Annotated in this window: 14 protein-coding genes and 1 pseudogene; 8 read left to right on the forward strand and 7 right to left on the reverse strand. The window is 69.6% G+C overall.

The features are described 5' to 3' along the window. Positions 1 to 140 precede the first annotated feature (140 nt). The 3 genes from ACFYZB_RS20215 to ACFYZB_RS20225 form a co-directional block, all read right to left on the reverse strand. Positions 141 to 791: a hypothetical protein gene (locus tag ACFYZB_RS20215; RefSeq protein WP_388760249.1), complete on the reverse strand. Its 651-nt coding sequence runs from the start codon at positions 789 to 791 to the stop codon at positions 141 to 143. Between the two features lie 367 nt (positions 792 to 1,158). Next, positions 1,159 to 1,557 carry a zinc-binding dehydrogenase gene (locus ACFYZB_RS20220; protein WP_388760813.1) on the reverse strand — a complete coding sequence of 133 codons (399 nt, stop codon included), beginning with the start codon at positions 1,555 to 1,557 and terminating at the stop codon, positions 1,159 to 1,161. Continuing rightward, on the reverse strand, positions 1,508 to 1,873 hold the full coding sequence (locus ACFYZB_RS20225; RefSeq protein WP_388760251.1) for a hypothetical protein: 366 nt from the start codon (positions 1,871 to 1,873) through the stop codon (positions 1,508 to 1,510). Before ACFYZB_RS20225 ends, ACFYZB_RS20220 begins: the two co-directional genes overlap by 50 nt. A gap of 284 nt (positions 1,874 to 2,157) precedes the next feature. Here ACFYZB_RS20225 and ACFYZB_RS20230 point away from each other — a divergent pair. From ACFYZB_RS20230 to ACFYZB_RS20240, 3 genes and pseudogenes are all read left to right on the forward strand, one after another. After that, positions 2,158 to 2,469, forward strand: a pseudogene (locus ACFYZB_RS20230) (IS5/IS1182 family transposase); the annotation flags it as partial. A 942-nt stretch (positions 2,470 to 3,411) separates the two neighbouring features. Next, on the forward strand, positions 3,412 to 3,957 hold the full coding sequence (locus tag ACFYZB_RS20235) for a DUF4232 domain-containing protein (RefSeq protein WP_388760254.1): 546 nt from the start codon (positions 3,412 to 3,414) through the stop codon (positions 3,955 to 3,957). 717 nt (positions 3,958 to 4,674) lie between these two features. After that, positions 4,675 to 5,520, forward strand: a complete 846-nt coding sequence (locus tag ACFYZB_RS20240) for a methyltransferase domain-containing protein (RefSeq protein WP_388760816.1) — start codon at positions 4,675 to 4,677, stop codon at positions 5,518 to 5,520. A gap of 849 nt (positions 5,521 to 6,369) precedes the next feature. Here the strand turns inward: ACFYZB_RS20240 and ACFYZB_RS20245 are convergent. From ACFYZB_RS20245 to ACFYZB_RS20255, 3 genes are all read right to left on the reverse strand, one after another. Then, on the reverse strand, positions 6,370 to 6,537 hold the full coding sequence (locus ACFYZB_RS20245) for a hypothetical protein (protein WP_388760256.1): 168 nt from the start codon (positions 6,535 to 6,537) through the stop codon (positions 6,370 to 6,372). 752 nt (positions 6,538 to 7,289) lie between these two features. Continuing rightward, positions 7,290 to 7,940: a hypothetical protein gene (locus tag ACFYZB_RS20250; RefSeq protein ID WP_388760258.1), complete on the reverse strand. Its 651-nt coding sequence runs from the start codon at positions 7,938 to 7,940 to the stop codon at positions 7,290 to 7,292. A 754-nt stretch (positions 7,941 to 8,694) separates the two neighbouring features. Then, positions 8,695 to 9,690 (reverse strand): helix-turn-helix transcriptional regulator, encoded by a 996-nt coding sequence (locus ACFYZB_RS20255; RefSeq protein WP_388760261.1) that lies wholly within the window; start codon positions 9,688 to 9,690, stop codon positions 8,695 to 8,697. 92 nt (positions 9,691 to 9,782) lie between these two features. Between ACFYZB_RS20255 and ACFYZB_RS20260 the strand changes: the two genes are divergently transcribed. Together ACFYZB_RS20260 and ACFYZB_RS20265 are read left to right on the forward strand one after the other, a co-directional pair. Next, entirely contained in the window at positions 9,783 to 10,181 is a 399-nt protein-coding gene (locus tag ACFYZB_RS20260) for a VOC family protein (RefSeq protein ID WP_388760262.1), read from the forward strand. A gap of 132 nt (positions 10,182 to 10,313) precedes the next feature. Beyond that, complete coding sequence (locus ACFYZB_RS20265) at positions 10,314 to 11,474, forward strand: helix-turn-helix domain-containing protein (RefSeq protein WP_388760264.1); 1,161 nt, start codon at positions 10,314 to 10,316, stop codon at positions 11,472 to 11,474. On the opposite strand, the gene ACFYZB_RS20270 is transcribed toward ACFYZB_RS20265, so the two are convergent. Next, a complete protein-coding gene (locus ACFYZB_RS20270) occupies positions 11,417 to 13,354 on the reverse strand; it encodes an NACHT domain-containing protein (protein WP_388760266.1) in 1,938 nt (645 codons plus the stop codon). The two genes, ACFYZB_RS20265 and ACFYZB_RS20270, sit on opposite strands and share 58 nt — an antisense overlap. 632 nt (positions 13,355 to 13,986) lie before the next feature. Here ACFYZB_RS20270 and ACFYZB_RS20275 point away from each other — a divergent pair. From ACFYZB_RS20275 to ACFYZB_RS20285, 3 genes are all read left to right on the forward strand, one after another. Then, positions 13,987 to 14,208 carry a hypothetical protein gene (locus ACFYZB_RS20275; protein WP_388760270.1) on the forward strand — a complete coding sequence of 74 codons (222 nt, stop codon included), beginning with the start codon at positions 13,987 to 13,989 and terminating at the stop codon, positions 14,206 to 14,208. Between the two features lie 242 nt (positions 14,209 to 14,450). Beyond that, positions 14,451 to 15,824 (forward strand): Fic family protein, encoded by a 1,374-nt coding sequence (locus ACFYZB_RS20280; protein WP_388760273.1) that lies wholly within the window; start codon positions 14,451 to 14,453, stop codon positions 15,822 to 15,824. A gap of 208 nt (positions 15,825 to 16,032) precedes the next feature. Further along, positions 16,033 to 16,332, forward strand: a complete 300-nt coding sequence (locus ACFYZB_RS20285; protein ID WP_388760276.1) for a hypothetical protein — start codon at positions 16,033 to 16,035, stop codon at positions 16,330 to 16,332. Positions 16,333 to 17,152 lie beyond the last annotated feature (820 nt).

Raw genomic sequence — 17,152 nt, forward strand, 5'->3', positions numbered from 1 at the left:
CCGAACGCTGGGCGAGCGGCTACTCCGAAGGCGGTCGCGGAGCGAAGGCGGTCGGACGCTCGGCGCCTTGACTGGCACGGGCCGCGCGAAAGGCGGCGAATGTCGAAGACATCGGCGCCGACGCAGTGTGAAGACCGGGTTCAGCCCTCGAAGTCGGACCAGATGATCCCGACGCCTGTCCCGCTCTCGTCGTGGCCGACCAGGATGCTGTTCGAGTTGTGGTCGATGGTGGGGAAGACCAGCGTGTTCGCACCGTTCGTCGGGTCGACGTCCACGTCAAGCAGCGGGGTCCGGGAGCCGGCGGCCCGCTGCGCCGCGAACTCGGCGCCGACACGCGCCAGCGCGTCCGCGTATCCGGGCTCTCCGGCGGTCAGGTTGAGGGCCCCGGCGATGCCCCAGCTGTCCGGAGTGCTGGAGTAGATCGCCGAGGCGCCCTCGCTGAGGTCGTTGACGTCGTCCGCCGCGTCCTCCCAACTCGCGCTGACCAGCGCCTCCGGCGTCGTCCCGCCGACGATCAAGGCGACCGCCGTGACGAAGGCGCCCAGCTCGTCGTGCCAGGCGTAGGCCAAGTACACGTCGTGCTGGCCGTGCGGGATGTCGTCGAAGGTGAAATACTCCGAGGCGCCGAGCCCGCACATCGCAACGTCGCCGTGCACCCGGAGCTGCCCGGCCAGGACGAGCTCGCCCTGGTAGCCCGCCCGGTCCTCGGCACCCGGTTCGTCGGCTCCCCAGACGAACGGCGGCTGGTAGTTGGCCTTCAGGACCTCGTGGATCGCTTCGGTGATCTTCATGGGAGGAGTTTGGCACGCCCGTCCGACACTGCCGGCACACATGCAGTCCTACCCACGCCCTCTCCTCCTCAGCCGTGTTGAAGTTGAATCAAGGCCAGTGGTCCTTCGATCGCTCTACTCTCTCAGCAGTTCTGGCGCATTGCCCGCGGCTGTCGAGCGATGTTGTCGGCCTTCATCTGCGCCCACCACCTTGTTGTGCAGCTCGCACAGTGGCTCCAGCTCGGCCGTCAGCGTCACCGCGGCACATCCCGGCCTGAGCGAACCTCCCCAGCACCTCCTCGGTCGCCCACCCTCAGCCTGACGACTTCGCGATCGCGTCTGGCGGGCACCGTGGCCCAGCATCGGGATCGGGCGGTGGCCGGTCGCGTCATGCTCGGATGAGCATGATCTTCTTACCGCCAGCCCGTCCGGTAACCACCCGGGCGAACGCAGCCGGTCCCTCGCTCAGCGGCACGGGTTCCGGCGCGAGTTTCAAGGTTCCCGCGGCGGCCTGCTCCGCCAGCTGGACAAGCTGCGCGGCGTTGGGCTCGAGGTAGAGGTCCCAACTCGTGATACCTCGTTCCTCCGCAGGCGCGTCCGAGGTCAGGGAGCACAGTCGGCCTCCGTCCCGGACCAGCGGCAGGGCGGCGTCCGCCGTACCGGTGGCGATGGTGAGGGCGGCGTCGGTCCGCCGCGTGCCTTGGCCGACCAGTTCGGGTCGTGGTAGTCGACGACCTTCATCCCTCCCAGACCGAGCAGGCGCGCTCTGCGGCGGCAGCAGACGCAGTCGCGGTCACCTCGACGCCCTTGGCCGCGGCGAGCTGGATGGCCAGGGCTCCGGTGGCCCCGCCTCCATTGGTAATCAGAAGCCGCTGTCCTCGGCCGAGGTCCAGCTTCTCCAGGGCCTGCACCGCGGTGAGTCCGTTGACCGGCAGAGCCGCCGCGTGCACGGCGTCCAGGCCGGGCGGGCAGGCCGCCACGTGATCCGCGTTGATCAGAACGCGTTCGGCCCAGAAGCCGCTTCCTCCGGGCAGCCGGGCCTCGTGTGCGAGCACCCGGTCACCTACGGCAAACCCGGTGACACCCGCGCCGACGGCCAGCACCTTGCCCGACCAGCGCCGACGGAGGGCGCAGCCCCACGTCCCAGCCGGCGCCGTTCAGCAGTTCGTCCCACGGGCCGACCCCGGCCGCCTCAACCGCCAGCAGCATCTGACCGGGCCCGGGAGACGACGGTTCGGGCAACTCCAGCAGGGCGACTTCCTTCTCGGCCCCGGACACTCCGCACGCCTTCACAGCAGATCTTCGTCCTCCCACTCAGTCCGGCCGACCGGGAGGTAAGGGCCAGAAACCCACAGCAGGCACCAGTGTCGACCTCGGGATCCCCGGCAAGCGCCACCTCGGTGTCGCCGCCATCGGGTTGCTAGTGGCAGTCTGGGTGACCACGGCCAGCGTCTCCGACAACGCCGAAGGCAGCATCCACCTGCTCTCACAGATCGCCGCCACAAGCCCTCGCGCGACCAAGGCGTGGGCCGACACCGCCTATCGCGCCCCTCCGGGTGGCTCATGCACCACGGCCGCCTCGCCCGCGACTACGCAACCCACCCTCACCGCTCCGACGCCGTGATCCACGTCGCAACGATCGACCTCATAAGCCGACGCCTCACCCGCGAGTCCACCCCCCACCTGGCTCGACACCTGATCGGCCTCGGCGCCGTCCCGGTCCTCGCCTACCCCCGCAGGACCTTGACGCGTTCTTCCAGAAGGTCGACGCAGTCACGGAGATCTGGCCGCGGCAGACCAGCGCGCTCACACATCAATGCGATGGCCTGAACGTGGCGTCTCGCAGCCACCAGTTGGTCCACCTCCCGCTGGTCCTCGGCCGAGAGCCGACCCCACAGAGAATCATTCATCCTCACATTGAATCGCTCGGCAGCACCGCCAGTCTCAACAATATTCTCCCAGGTGAGACAGTTCCCTCATCAAACACCACGGCCGGGACAAAGCGCTCTTTGAGGCTCCAAGTCCTTCGGACGGACGCTGCAAAACGAGAACCACCACCAACGGCTGTGAGGACTCAGTTGGACCAGACACTCTGGTCCCGGAGTCCCTCCGTACAGGGCCGAGGAGCCCGCGCGAGTCGCGCAGCACTCTTCGACCCTGTCCATGTGGAGAACCTGGCCGCCTGGCATCGTCTCTCCAGCCGCCCGCACGTGGACTGGGTGCGGTGCGAGACCGACGGGGCCGACCGCCGGGTCTGGACCGGTACCCAAAGCCTGGCCCACGCCACCGAGTGGGTCCCCCTCACTGACCGATCCTGGAGCGACGACGGTCTGATCAGCCCGGCCGCCACCGAGATCCTGAGAAGACTCCGCTTCGCTACCGAGCCCGCCCTGGCCAAGGCGCCACGTCACTCGAGAGCCTCGCCTGCGGCAGCCGCTCCCCTGATGCCTTCCAACTCCCAGCCGCCGAAGGAGAAGAGAACGCTCAGGACGCCCCCGCAGACGATCGCCAGTCCGTCAGATTCATGACTCTGTAACAGCGGACGGAGATGAAACCACAACTCGCGCATTGCACGTCTTCAGGTGTGTAGGCACGCACTGACCTCGCGCGCCGATTCGTATTCGAGGGGAACCGAAACTTCATGAAGAGCAAGCTGACCGCCGTGGCCCTTGCAGCGATCGTCGTCGCCGGCACTGCCGCTGCCACCGTCCCGGCCTCGGCCGCCCCCGCCAAGGCCGCCGCCCCGGCCCGCTGCCACACTGCCGACCTGAAGGCCGGCTTCGCCACGGGGGATGACGCGAAGCCGGAGATGGGACAGAGCAAGAAGCAGACCCAGGCGTACATCTGGTTCACCAACCGGAGCACGCACACCTGCACCCTGTCCGGCTTCGCCGGTGTCGACATGGTCGGCGCTCAGAAGACCGACGGCACCTGGTCGCTGGCGCGCTCCTCCAAGAAGCCCGAAAAGTTGGCCCTGGGGCAGGGGGACACCGTGGACTTCAGCATCACCCTGCTCCCGGTGGCCAAGTCCACGCCGCAGAAGGAGAAGTTCGTCCCGTCGAGGTTCCTGGTCACCCCGCCGAACGAGACGACGCACTTCACCCTGAAGTGGCCGTTCGGCGGCCAGATCCTCAAGCAGGACGGCGCCACCCACCCGGGTACCTACGTCAACCCGGTCGGTCTGTAACCAACTGGACGGCCTCTGAGCCTCCCTTCAGCGCCGCTCGTGGCCACCGACTGACTACCGGAATGAGTTGAAGCGTCCGGGTGGTGCGGTGGCCACTTCCGGTACGCGGCGCGCGGCCTCCCGTCAGGGCCTGGAGGTCGCCGGGGCGACGGTGGGGCCGAAAGCCCCGCCCCCTTCCACAGAAGTCCGGCATAATTGGGCCAGGTCACCGACCTGGGGCTTCAGAAGAGCGGGTGACGAGAAGGGAACTCTCCCTCTCAGCTGGGAAGTTACGGCGGCCGGACCGCTCCGTCGCAGTGGTGCACCCTCGGGTGCGAGATATCCCCGACACATCGGCTTGCAGATGCGCACGCTTGTGGCGGCGTAGGTGGTCTGAGGGTGTTCCGCGCGGTGCGCGGTGATTGCCTTGGCCGGTCAGGCAGGGCTTCGGCGTAGTCGGATGATGTTCGAAGGCGTCCGCTACGACGTCGAACCCGCCATGGCCGACAGTCCGGTCAGCGCGCCCTCCAGCGCCTGGTGCGCCGGATGTGGGGGCCGAATTCACGTACCCCTTCCGGCGCGTCACGGTGCAGAACCGTGCTGTAGGAAGGGCGGGGTCCGCCGGCTGTGTGAGACATCCCTCTCCCGTCGTCGTGGCGCTGGTGGCCTGGGAGGGTTGACCATGTAGTCATGACCTCCTCGCCCCGCCCCCCGCACGTCGGTGGCCGACCGGATTCGATGGGCGGGACCACCGCGCTCGGTGGAGAGTCCGCTCCCGCCCGCGGGTACCTGCTGGACAATGCACGCGCCGAGGCGGGCGAGCGATTCGTTTGGCTGGCCGAGTTGTTCGACGGTGTGACGCGCGGGCACTTCGAGCGACTGGGGGTCAGGGCTGGCTCGCGCTGCTGGGAAGTGGGGGCCGGTGGCCCCAGCATCCCGGAGGCACTCGCGGCGGCCGTCGGTCCGACCGGGCACGTCCTGGCCACCGACATCAACCCGTCGTGGCTGAAGGCAGGCGACGGGTACGAGGTACGCCAGCACGACGTCGCCGCTGATCCGCCCCCGGAGCCGGGGACGTTCGATCTGGTGCACGCCCGGCTCGTGCTGGTCCATGTACCCGACCGGGCTCGCGCGTTGGCCACGATGGCGGCAGCACTGCGGCCCGGCGGTTGGCTATTGGTCGAGGACGCCGATACCGCCCTGCAGCCACTGGCATGCCTGGACGACAGCGACCCTGCGCAGCGGCGGGCCAACCGGCTGCGCGACGCGGTCCGGGAACTGCTGACGCGCCGCGGCGCGGACCTGCGCTACGGCCGGACACTGCCGCGGGCATTGCGTGAGGCCGGCTTGGTAGATGTCGCCGCGGCGGGCTCGTTCCCGGTCGGCGGGCCGGCCTGCGACCGGCTGGAGGCGGCGACCATCCAGCACGTGCGCGGCGAGCTGCTCGCGGCCGGCCTGGCCGACGACGTCGAGATCGACGCGCACCTGGCCGCCATCCACGCGGGCAAACTCGACCTGACACTCGCGCCGCTGATCTCGGCTTGGGGACGCCGTCCAGCCAAGCACCCTCCGACACTCGGTTAGGTGCGGTTCCAGGCGTTGTCCGACCTGCCCACAGCGCTGTTCGCCGAGGAAGGCCAGGCAGCTCCCGTAGGCGCGCGCCGCGCGTCACCGGGGCTGACGCAAGCCCGTGCTCGACGCCCTGTGATCCGAGTGGAAGACCGTGCCTGCCGAGGATCTCAGCGAGGGCGCCGACGGCCCGGGAGACCTGCGGGCCGCCGCTCTCGCTGATCCGCTCCCAGTAGCGCTTGAGCTGCGCCATGGTGGCGCGTTGACCTCTTCGAGCAGGATCACCAGCCGTGGGTCGACGCGCCAGGGTTCCTTCCACAGAACGTCGCCCAACTGCTCCGCGAATCCGAAGGGTTAGATGCCTGCCGTTTCATGTTGCTTTTGCCGACCTACGAAAATGCGGGTGACAGAGTCCAGGCGGAGAGTGATCGAGGTGCTGCAAGTCCGCCCGGCAGAGCAGGTTGCCGTAGTTGTAGAGCCCGTACTCGCCGGTCGTGCACAGCAGGCGGCCCGCAGGAGTCGTGCTGATCCAACTGGCGAACGGATCACGCGGCCGTCCTCGTGTCGGCTGCGGGGCATGCCGTGGTGCGCGGTCACCGCCGTGGGGTCCGCGGTGATCAGATGGGTGTGGTCCCCGGGACCGGGTGCGGCGAGTGTGCCGTCGGGCAGGACGCAGAGTCCCTTGGCCCACCACAGGTCCTTGCCCAGCCCGGTCGTGGGACCACCGAAATTCGTGTCCTGGCGCAGGTACTCGTCCTGCCCGGAGAGCGCAGTGGCGAGCAACGTGCCATCGGGGGCATACCTGTTCGCAAGTGAGTAGCCGAAGTGTGCCTTCGCCGCAGCGGTTTCCTCGTCCGCCACCCCTTATGTGTGGCGGTGGACGCTATAGAGGGTATAGATCTCGCCGGTGGGCGCGGTGGCGACGTCGTCGACCTTCACGCCCCAGCCGTCGGTGTACTTGCACCCCAGATCGACAACAATGATGATCGACGAACGCGGAACGGCAGCGGCACGGGTATGGGCGTGAGTCATCACGCCATTCTGACCGGCCCCACTGACAACGCCCCATGAGTGGCCGGGGCAGACGTGTGCGGCGACGCATTGCCAGATTCGCGACCTCCTTTCGGCCGTAACAAGGTTCTGTCCGCACGGCGAACTTGCCTGAACAACCCTCGGATGTCTGCGAGTCACGTCGTCTTCGGGTCGCCTGCCTCACATGCCTGACGCTTCTTCGAATCCCGAGATAGCGGAAACGGCCGGTCCGCGCTTGCCCCAGGCCGCTCCCCACCGCCGGGCGCCGGGCCAGCCCCAAGGCCGGGGGCGCCCGGCCGTACAGCCAGCACGCGGCCAACCCGAGCGAGCCAGCACCGGAAAGAGGGCAGCCGGGCCACAGGGGCCCGGCCGCATCCGGGGGCTCGGGCCCCGGTGAACAGGAGGACCGTCTTATGTGCGCGATGACTGCTCCAGCACAGCCAGAACGGTCGCGCACCCGGGTCCGGCTTGTGGGGCAGCGTCAGCCGGCGTCGGCCGGCATGTCAGTGCTGGCGTCCGCCCCGCTGATCGCGGTCGCGGTCGCGGCCCAGGAGACGCCCGTCGACGAACCGACCGACCTGCGCCGTTTCGCAGCGTTACGGCGCAGCATCGCTGTCCCGTCCCCGTGGCCGATTCCGGGTGGCCGGACCCCAACGGCTCATTGAAGCGGGCGCTGCCACGGGCCGGCCCCGCCCTCCAGCAACTCAACCCAAGGCGCCTCTGCAAAGCGTGCTGGACTCCACGAGTGCTGCTCAACCCCAGGTCTCGCCGTTGACCAGGTCAGGGCCGAAATACCGGGTGGCGATGGACGCCAGGGGCGGCAGCGGGCCGTCCTCACTCGCGTGTTTGAAGGTGTGTACCAGGCACGTGCGCACAGGGTGGACCGGTCCATGAGGCTTCCAGGCGTCGTTCGTAGACAAAGGCCGGTTCTGTGGGCGGGCCAGGGCGAAGGCGACGAGCATCGTCCGCTTGTCCTCGAACCGGAAGTAGTCGACGATCGCCCGGTTGGTGAAGTCGAGGTGGGAGAAGACGACCGCGACGTCCTCTTTCCCGTACGGCGCCTGCTCCAGGGCCGGCAGCACGTCGAGAATCGCCTCGCCACGAGCCAGCAGGCGGGCGCGCTCGTGCGAGTCGCCCCACGGCGGCGGATCGTTGTCCCGCAGGCCTTCGGGATACTCCTCGGAATGCAGGACCGTGCCGATCTCAGGGGCGTCCCAGCGGGCCTGCCCACCGACGCTCCCCCAGTTCAAACTCGCGTTGACACACAACTCCCCCGCCAGCAGCGCCCACGGCGTACAGGCCACCCGCTCACGCGCCAGGTGGACCACGAGCTGACCGAACTCCTCCCTGGCCAGCAGAGTCGGCTCGCGAGGAGCGATGAAGGCATCGGTCCATATCCCCATACAACGTGGTGTACAGGCAAGGCATCAGAGAAAGCCAACGAAAATCAGCGCGTCCGGACGCCGACCGCGATGCGGTGATGCTCCTCCTCAGCAGGTCCGGCACATGGTGCCTTCGCGGACGCCGTCGAACCCGGAGCGATCGGGCACCAGCCGAGAGCACCGGCGACAGTGCGAACGCCACCCGGGTGTACCGCGCGGCGTGTCGCGTGCCCCGAGCACGCGGCGGCACTACAAGGGAGCCGCCGGAACCCTTGAGAGGAGCACTGAAGGGGTCATGGCTGGACGAGCCCGGCGCCCGGGAGTGGCGCGAGCAGGCAGATGCCGCAGACCCGATCCGGGGCCCAGGAACTCCCCCTGCAGGACCTGCCGGGCCACCACGAAGGCGTGAAAGCGATCAAGGAGTCAACTGCGCTTGGGCACTCGACACGGACATCCCCGACGGCCTCACCTCCTGCCGGTGCGCGTCCCGGCGTGTAGTGGAAGTGATGCCGCAGTCGCGCCCCGACTCTCTGTACCACGAATACCGCAAGCGGGAACACAAACGCCGCGGCGACCAGGCCTCCAACGTTTGCGACCGACGCACAGCGGCCGGTGCCTTCCGTTGAAGGCCGCAGCAGGGGCTACGCCCAGTACAAGCTAGGCGACATGGCCCATAGCGCTTCCCTACGCTCGTCTGGAGCGACAAAGACGACGGCGAACATCTCGACGTTCCCACCGACACACAGCTTGTCTGTTGGCAGAACGTCGGGCCCGGCTATCTGCTGGCCTGGCGGGCGTACGACTTGAGCCGATCGCCGAGCGCTATGACGAGGTCGCGGAGTTCATCGGGGCGCTCGATGACGAACGGCCGGTCGAGTGAGGCCAGTACCGGAGGCAGCCAGTCGAGTCGGTCCGCCCGCAGCTCGACGCGCAGCCAGCGTTCAGTCGCCCCGTCCCCACCGGCCGCGGGCTCGTGCTCCTCCAGGCTCGCGACGCTGGCCGGAAGATGGGCGCGGATCTGTTCGACTGTCCCGTGGATCCGCAAGGTCACCTGATGCCGGTACTCGGCCGTGGCGAACCCTGACAGCACCCGCTGTGCCGGATCGGGACCCGCCGGCGCTTCGAATGAGCCGGGCAGAGTCCGCGCGTCTGCGATGCGATCGAGCCGGAAGGTTCGGTCCTCGCCGATCCGGACGTCCGTGCCCGTGACGTACCACCGGCCCGCATGGGTGACGATCCCGTGTGCGTGCAGTGTGCGTTCGCTGCGCCGTCCGTCGCGGTCGGTGTAACGGATCGAGACCGGTCGGCGGTGGCGCACCGCATCGGCGATGGTGAGCAGGACCCCGGCGTCCGGGGTGTCGAACTCTCCGGGCTGTTCCGTGAAGGCGAGGGATTCCAGGAGTGTGTCGAGCCGGCGGGCGATGTGCTTGGGCAGCACCCGCCGGATCTTGGCCGATGCCGTCTCGCTCGCCGTGTGCTGCGTCGTCGTCAGCCCTGCCCGGCGGCCGGCGACCAGGCCGAGCAGCACGGCCAGTGCCTCGTCGTCGCTGAGCATGAGCGGAGGCAAGCGGTACCCGGGGGCGAGCCGGTAGCCGCCGTAGCGGCCGCGCACCGATTCCACGGGCACGTCCAGGTCGATCAGCTGGTCCACATACCGCCGCACGGTGCGCCCTTCGACGCCGAGCCGGTCTGCGAGTTCCGCCACCGTCCGGGTACCGCCCGACTGCAGCAGTTCCAGGAGTGTCAGCACGCGGCCAGTGGGTCGAGGCATGTGCACAACATAGCGCGAATACAGGACCGATTCTGTCCACTATTTCTCCTAGCCTGCGACGTGCACGCCTCCACACAGCCAAGGAGACCCCCATGGACTTCGTCTCGATCCGCATCATCACCAGCGACGTAGCGCGTCTCGTCGAGTTCTACGAGCGAGCCACCGGGGCGCGGGCGATCTGGGCCACCGAGGACTTCGCCGAACTCAGGACCGCGGGCGCCACCCTCGCGATCGCCGGCACCCGCACGGTCCCGCTGTTCGCCCCGGGCTCTGCCCGCCCGGCGGCCAACCACAGCGTGATCACCGAGTTCCTCGTCGACGACGTGGACCGCGTTCACCGGAACCTGACCGGCTTCGTCACCGACTTCGTCAACGGGCCCACCACGATGCCCTGGGGCAACCGGTCCCTGCTGTTCCGCGACCCCGACGGCAACCTGGTCAACTTCTTCACCCCCGTCACCCCGGCGGCCATCGAGAAGTTCGCACGCTGACGCCACGCACAGCCGCTCGCGCGGGAGCCCTGAGATCCCGGGGGCTCCCGGTGAACGCGGCCGCCAGGTCCAGGAGCGCTACCAGCAGGGGCATCGGAGCGCACCGCTGACCCCCGACGGACGTCTGCGCTTGTGCCTGCGGATCGACGCCGCACGTCCGATCGCGCACGTCGCTGCGAAAGCGGGATCTCCCGCCGCTGCCTGGCCAAGTGGTACGCCCGCTGGCGGGCGCACGGCGAGAACGGACTGCTCGACCACTCCTCCCGCCCCTCCACCAGCCCCGCCCGCACCCCCGAGGACCTCGCCGACCTGGTGGAGGCGCAGCGACGGAAGACCAAGCACGGGCCAGCCCGGCTCGCCGCCGACCTACGACGGCTGCACGGCGTCACACTCGCCGACGACCGTCCACCCCATCCTCGCGAGGCGAGGACTCAACGACCGAGTCCGCCCGCGCCTGCAAACGCACCGGCACCGGCACCGGCACCGGCAGGGGCGGATACACGTACCTGCATTCGGCGCGCGACGACCACTCCCGCCTCGCCTACACGAGGCCCTGGACAAGGACGACCTCGGTGCCGCTCTGGCCACCGCCCATGCGCGGGCCGGCGCCTCCTGCCTGAGCGACGGCCGTCTCACCCACGGCCAACACCAACTGCCGTGCGCCGCCTGGCAGATCATCATCAACCGCAAAGGACTGCCGACCACCGCCGCCCAACTCGTGACGTTCCTGACCGCATGCGGCCTTCGCCCGACCGAACACCGTCCCTACATCAACATCTACCACTGCATCACCGCCGAGCCGGCGTGGCGGGCGGCGCCTCGCCGGGGAAGTGCTCGCCGCCACCGCCGGGCGCGAGCCGCGAGGCGCACCTGCGAATCTGCCGGGCATCCGGCCGCGGCCGGAGCCGGCAGTGGTGGCGACGCTGGATCACCGGCATCGCGGCGACGTCCTTACCTGTCTCGCTGCCTGCCCCGGCCCCGGTTCCTCCCCCGGCCGCCCCGTCGGCCGCCGCGACTCCTCTCCTCGCGGGGGCATCACCTCGCGGACGGCCCAACTACTCGAGCAGGAGCCGACCATCACGGCCGCCTCAGCGGCGCCCGAGCCCAGCCTCACCACCGCCACCGCGCAGCGGGCAAGGCACTCGCCCAGGCCCGCACCAGCGCCGTGCACCAACCGGCTGGGCTGCCCCCTCTGAGTCGATACACCACGTGTTCTTGACCGTGGAATCGGCAGTTCAGGGGTTGGGGTGGTGGGTGAGCCATTGCTGCAGTTCGCGGTGGCGGAATTGGTAGGCGGGCCCGGACCGCCGCAGCATGCCTGCCTCGGCAGCCCAGTTCAGGAACGTGTGCAAGCGGAGAGGGGTGGTGCCCTGAGTGCTGGAGCAGAGGACAAATACCAGGTAGCGGCGTCCCGGACTCGTTGCGCGAACACCAGGTGTGCCGAGGCCCGCGCTGCACCAGAGCCCGATCGTGACAGCGGTCGCGGCTCCAGCACTAGGTCCATATGTGAAGCCGTAGACGATGCCGCACGCGCTGCCCAGGAGCACTCCGATGGTCATGGACCATATGAGGTCGTTACGGACGATGTCCTGGATCCGGGCCGCGGGCGAGGGCGGTTCCTCGATGGATACGGAAAGGCCGATCACGAGTCCCAGAGCGAGGCCGAGGGTCAGTGTGGGCGCGATCTGTCCGCCGAGCCCACCTGCTGTTCCGCCGAGAGCGCCGCCCGCAAACCCGCTGGTGTACTTCCCGACCACGGCGTTGACCACGGTGATCACACAGCTCAGCACGATGCTGAGGCCGACGAGGAGGATCGTGTGCCGGCGCCTGAACCGACGCCAGTTGGGCCGTCGGGGCTCTCGTACCCGGGATGATCCCGCAGTGAATGCCGCGTCGAGAACTGCTGCTGCAGCAATCCCGGTTACCGCGGCTGGCGCGCGGAGGGTGAGGGCGGTGCCCAGGCAGAAGATGAGAAGAAGACTCGAGGTCAGGACGCTGTCGGTGGCGCGTACACGGCGTGGCCCGGCCATCGGCCACAGACGGTGCGGGATGAGATCGGTCCTTGATCCGCGGGTGGGCGCCGGATTGTCGCCGCCAGCAGTCGGGCCAGCCTGCTGCGTGTTGAGGTGAGCGGCGAAGTGGTGGAGCCAGCGGTGGACCTGGTGGGGTGGGTAGCGGCGGGGGTTTGGGGTGTTGGCAGTGGCGGCGGGGATGTAGCGGGCCAGGAGGTGCTGGTCGAGGTCGTGTGCGGTGGGGATGTGGAGGAGTTCGGTGGGGTTGCCGGTGCGGTGGTAGACGGTGGCGGCCAGACACAGGCGCCAGGGGGTGGACAAAGTGGCAGCGAGCGGACCGGTGGGCTGCGCCTGGAGATGGTCGAGAAGAGGTTGCCAGCGTGAGGAGTCGCGGGAGCGGTCGCGCAGGTATGTGAGGGCGCGCTCGGTATCGACGGGGGCGATGGCGATGCGGGCTGAGTCGACCAGCCAGGCAGTGGGACCGAGTGCGTTGTAGTAGCCGGTGCGGCAGGTCAGGACCAGCGGCCCTGGGTCCCGGCCGTCTTGGTAGGCATTGAGGGCTTCCAGGGCAGCGAGGGCCCGCGGCGCTCCGGTGTCGGGGGCGCCGTCGTCGCGCACGGGGTCCATCTCGTCGAGTCCGTCCAGTACAGGCAGCACCATGCCCTGGTCGACCAGGGCGGCGGCGAGGTCGGCGGGCCAGTCGTAGGTGTCTGTCAGGCGCTGCACCAGCAGGTCGGTCAGCGGCTGGCTGGTGTCCCACTGGGCGAGCGGAACGCGGACCGGTACTGGCTCGTCCTCCGCCCGGTCCTCGATGAGGGCGAGCAGGAGTTCCAGGGCTAGAACAGTCTTGCCGGCCCCGCCGGCGCCGGTGATGACCAGACGCCGCGGCCTGGTGGCGCGGTAGTAGTTCACCACATCAGGCAGCGTGGAGGCGGCCGCATCGGTGAAGGTCCGCCCCGCCGGCGGGGCGGTGGCCGCACGGTCTCCCGTGGGGTGCAGAACATAGGCGAGGTTGATGCGCTGAGTGTCGGCGCCGAGCAACTGCCGTCGGACCTGGCCCTCGCCTGTCTCGACCTGCCGGGCGAGCGTCTTGGCCCAGCCCCGCGCCAGCTCGGCGTCGTTGCCTTCGATCGGCTTGCGCAGCGCCACAACAGCGGCCACAAGACCAGCGATAGCAAGGGGAAGCCCGAGAAGACCCGCGGTATCAACGGGCTGGAGCCGCCCGTGGACGATGTTCCACACGGCGAAGCCCACGCCCAGTACGATTGCCACCGCGGACAGGAAACCGATGAGTTGCCATGTACGCCGGTGGCGGCGCCCCCCGAGACCAGCCATGCCCCGATCATGCCGGTGTGCGTACCTGTCGGGGGCTCTTTGCCTCTCTTGTGACCCTCGAACTGTGCTGGCGGGGCTGACGGCGCTATTTGAAATTGAAATTCCCCACCTCCTGCCAAAGCATGGGGCAAACCTGCCAGACGTGGATGCTCGCCCTCTGCGTCGCCGGGGTGGACGAACTCGGCGATCGCACGGCACCCGGGCCGGGGCCGCAAGACGATGACGACCCTCACTTGTGGGCCTCGACCTTGTTCGACGAGGTGCCGCGCTGGGTGACCAGGGGGCGTACTCGACGTTCACCCGGGCTCTTCGTCGCTATCAGGTCCGACCGCACTGCGAGTCCTGTCATGCGTCGACCGGCCGGAACGTCGCGGTGATCGCGCATCCGCCGGGCGAGGAGATCCAATTCGACTCGTTGGAACTGCCGGGCCCGCCGCAGGAGTGGGGCGTGAGCGAGCATGCCCATCTGCCGGTCGTGGCGCTCGCGCAGCCGGGCCGGTGGCGGGCGGTGCCGTCGGAATCCGAACGTTCCGCATCTGGTCCAGGCCCTGGACGAGGTGATGCGCAAACTCGGTGGGACCGCGCGGCGCCGGCGGTTCGACCGGATGGCGATGGTAGGGCGCATGCGCGGCCGCTACCGCAGCGAGGGCCTGTGGGGCTGGTGGACGGCCGGGCGGTGAGGGAGCGGTCGACGGCGGGGCGGGCCGATGAGCGGGTGGGTTCACGGCGATCAGGCAGGTGCTGGGGGCAGCGGAAGCGGTCGACGGGCAGGGGGTACACGCCCGCGTGGGCGGCGCAGCGTGCGGTGGCCGCGACCCGCACGACGCAGCCGCCAGAGGCCGGGGGCCGCGGTTCGGACGGGTTCGGGCCACCGACCGGTAATCGGGTTGAACCGGTGCTGGTGGGCCGGGAGACTTGCGCGGTGATCACGGAGCTGTCCCCCCGCAATCTGACCTGGGACGAGGTGGATCCCGCCCGTCATCCGTTCGACGGAGAATCGGCGGCGCGGGTGGTGCGATCGCTCGGGCCGGCCGGGCGGGTGCCCCGACGCCCCGACGTACCGCCGGGTGACCGGGCCCTGCACGAGTGGAGCTGGGGCGAGGCAAGACCCTGGTCCGACGCCATGACGTACGCCCTGGCCGAGCACTACGGCCCCTGGGTCGCCGGCTGGCGGTGGGCGCACGACGAAGGGGACTTCGACGGGGGTCCGGTCGGCAACTGGTGCTGCCCCCAGCACTCGGTCACCACCCCGGACGAGACCCTCGATCGCGTGACCGCGGCGCTGCGCGAGTGGCGTGAGTGGCTGGAGAGCCTGGCCACACGATTCGAGGCCTACCCGCTGGACCTGGCCGACATAGACGACCAGCGGATCTTGTGGGACCGCACCGCCCACAACCTGATCCTGCACGTCACCGACCGCACCGGCTGCGGCAGCGCCTGGTACGGGCACTGCCATCAGGTACTCAGCTGGTTCCTCACCCGCTGGGGCGTCGCGGCCGACGGCGCCGGGCGCCTGGTGGACCGGGCGATCGGCGGCCGGTTCAAGAGCTGGACCGGCCCCGACCCGGTACTGGTCGAGGACATCGCCGAGCGGCTCGCGGCCTCCGTGCGGCCGCACGCGGACGCCCGGGCCGCCGAGTCGCCGCTGCCCGACCACCTGGAGCGCTGGCTCGCGGTGCGGGAAACCGTGCCGTGGCTTGAGGCCCAGGACAGCACCGGGGACGGACCGGTGACGCCGTCCCGCGACGGAGCGGCGGAGGAGATCCGCACCTTCGACGCAGTCCTGGACCCCGCCCGCGGACAGGGCCTGCTCACCGCCCTGGGGCTGATGCGGGCCGACGCCGCGCGCGGCGACCGGCTCGACTTCGACCTGATCCAGGGCTGGCAACGACACGTCCTGGGCACGTCCGGGCCGCCGCCGTTCCGCACTCTGACCGCCTTCGCCAAGGGCGGCCGGGAACGGTACGGCATCGGCCCGGACACCCGCGCCCGCCTCGACGCCTGCCTGGCCGAGAGCGTGAGGGACGCCGCCCGGCCCCTCCCGCTGACCGCCCGGGCCGCACGCGCCTTCCTCGACGTCTGCTTCTTCCACCCCTTCGACGACGGTAACGCCCGCTCCGCCCTCCTCACCCTCCTCTTCGTCCTGGCCCGTGAGGGTGTCGCACTCGACAACGTGCGACTGCTGCGCCGTGTCTCCTTCCAGGCCGACGAACCGCAGGACGCGCTGACCCTCGCCCGGTACGTCGACCTCCACCTGCGCGAGACCCGGCGAAGGACCACCGACCCGGCCTCCTGAACGGCCTGCGGCCGCGTCCCCCTCCGACCGGTGACCCCGGCCGCTACGTCTCACCGGGCCCGGCGGCCCCCTCACACGCCGGCTGCTTCGCGGCGGCCAGGATGCAGTCGCGGCACCAAGACCAGGGGCTCACCCTCGCCGATCGAGGCGCCCGGCTCGTTCATCCGATACGGCGCATGAGGCTCCCTGCGGTGACACGATCGGTGTTATGAACACCAATACGGACTGGACCTACCGGGTGTTCGAGCCGCACGGGTCCGAGGGCTGGCGCCCCTACGGCAACGACCCCGAACAGTGGCACGGCGTGATCACCGCAGCCGACACGGACGAGGGCGCCAAGCACGCCATCGGCCGTATCGTCGCCGACCTCATGACCGAGTGGGAGAGGACCGGCCTCCACCACGCCATGCACGTGCGCGTCTTCCTCTGGCACGACGAGGCGGGCCGAATGGAGGACGCAGACTTCGTCGTGGAGGTCCGGCCCCGGTCGGACTTCGACACAGCGTGACGATTCAGGACGCTCGGCAGCCGCCCGCCCGTGGGTAGCGAGACCCTGGATCGAGGGAACCCCAGGTACGACCTCCCTGTGACGGAGGTGAGGCGCGGATTCTCCGGGAGACAGGACCCGGAGGAGCCGGAAAATTCTCACTCGTTCAGACGCGCAGACATCTCGTACGGAACCCGTGATCGCGGCCTCACTCTGCGCCCCGCTGATCAGGGCGCCGGCCTGGGTACAGCGGTCCCCGAAGTCGGGGCCCGAGCGTGTCCACCGTCACTATGTCCATCAGCGCAGGCGCGCTCTCGATCTCCTCGTCGGACACCTCGACCGGCAGCGGCAAGCAGTTCGATGGGGCGCGGACCTCGCCCGGCCAACACATCCCGTGGAGGCCAGGACGTCGCCCCGGACGCCGAGCAGGCCAAGTCGCTCCCTGCCGGACCAGGCGTACTTCGCGACGGCTACCTTGCCGGAGCGGCCGAGGGCCTGGGCGAGAAAGTTGTAGGGCCCGGGCCGCCGACCTGGCCGGCCGACTGCAGACAGTAGCCCCCGGCGATGCGGATCGGGCCCACCGACCCGGGGCCCCGGCGCAGGCGGAGGGGCCAGGACGCGGGGCGGAGGTCAGCGGGCCTGGGTCACGGCGACGGGAACGTCCGGGCAACTGCTCAGGAATTCAGCGAGCGCCGCCTGCTCGCCGGCATCGACGCTCAAGCCCCAGCGGGTCTACGCCTCCCTTGGGCTGGGCACGGTGGAGCGCGCGCAAGGCCGGCATTCCGGGCGACTCCGGGGACGTCCATCAGCGTCTGCTCGGCTGTGTCCGGGCGACGGACCG

Origin of the sequence: Streptomyces sp. NPDC001852, assembly GCF_042891825.1 — a bacterium.
GTDB lineage: Bacteria > Actinomycetota > Actinomycetes > Streptomycetales > Streptomycetaceae > Streptomyces.

Excerpts from the sequence above, each read along its gene's own strand:
- ACFYZB_RS20215 (WP_388760249.1), bottom strand. The coding sequence starts at position 791 with ATGAAGATCACCGAAGCGATCCACGAGGTCCTGAAGGCCAACTACCAG.
- ACFYZB_RS20235 (WP_388760254.1), top strand. The coding sequence starts at position 3,412 with ATGAAGAGCAAGCTGACCGCCGTGGCCCTTGCAGCGATCGTCGTCGCC.
- ACFYZB_RS20240 (WP_388760816.1), top strand. The coding sequence starts at position 4,675 with ATGGGCGGGACCACCGCGCTCGGTGGAGAGTCCGCTCCCGCCCGCGGG.
- ACFYZB_RS20245 (WP_388760256.1), bottom strand. The coding sequence starts at position 6,537 with ATGACTCACGCCCATACCCGTGCCGCTGCCGTTCCGCGTTCGTCGATC.
- ACFYZB_RS20250 (WP_388760258.1), bottom strand. The coding sequence starts at position 7,940 with ATGGGGATATGGACCGATGCCTTCATCGCTCCTCGCGAGCCGACTCTG.
- ACFYZB_RS20255 (WP_388760261.1), bottom strand. The coding sequence starts at position 9,690 with ATGCCTCGACCCACTGGCCGCGTGCTGACACTCCTGGAACTGCTGCAG.
- ACFYZB_RS20260 (WP_388760262.1), top strand. The coding sequence starts at position 9,783 with ATGGACTTCGTCTCGATCCGCATCATCACCAGCGACGTAGCGCGTCTC.
- ACFYZB_RS20275 (WP_388760270.1), top strand. The coding sequence starts at position 13,987 with ATGCCCATCTGCCGGTCGTGGCGCTCGCGCAGCCGGGCCGGTGGCGGG.
- ACFYZB_RS20285 (WP_388760276.1), top strand. The coding sequence starts at position 16,033 with ATGAACACCAATACGGACTGGACCTACCGGGTGTTCGAGCCGCACGGG.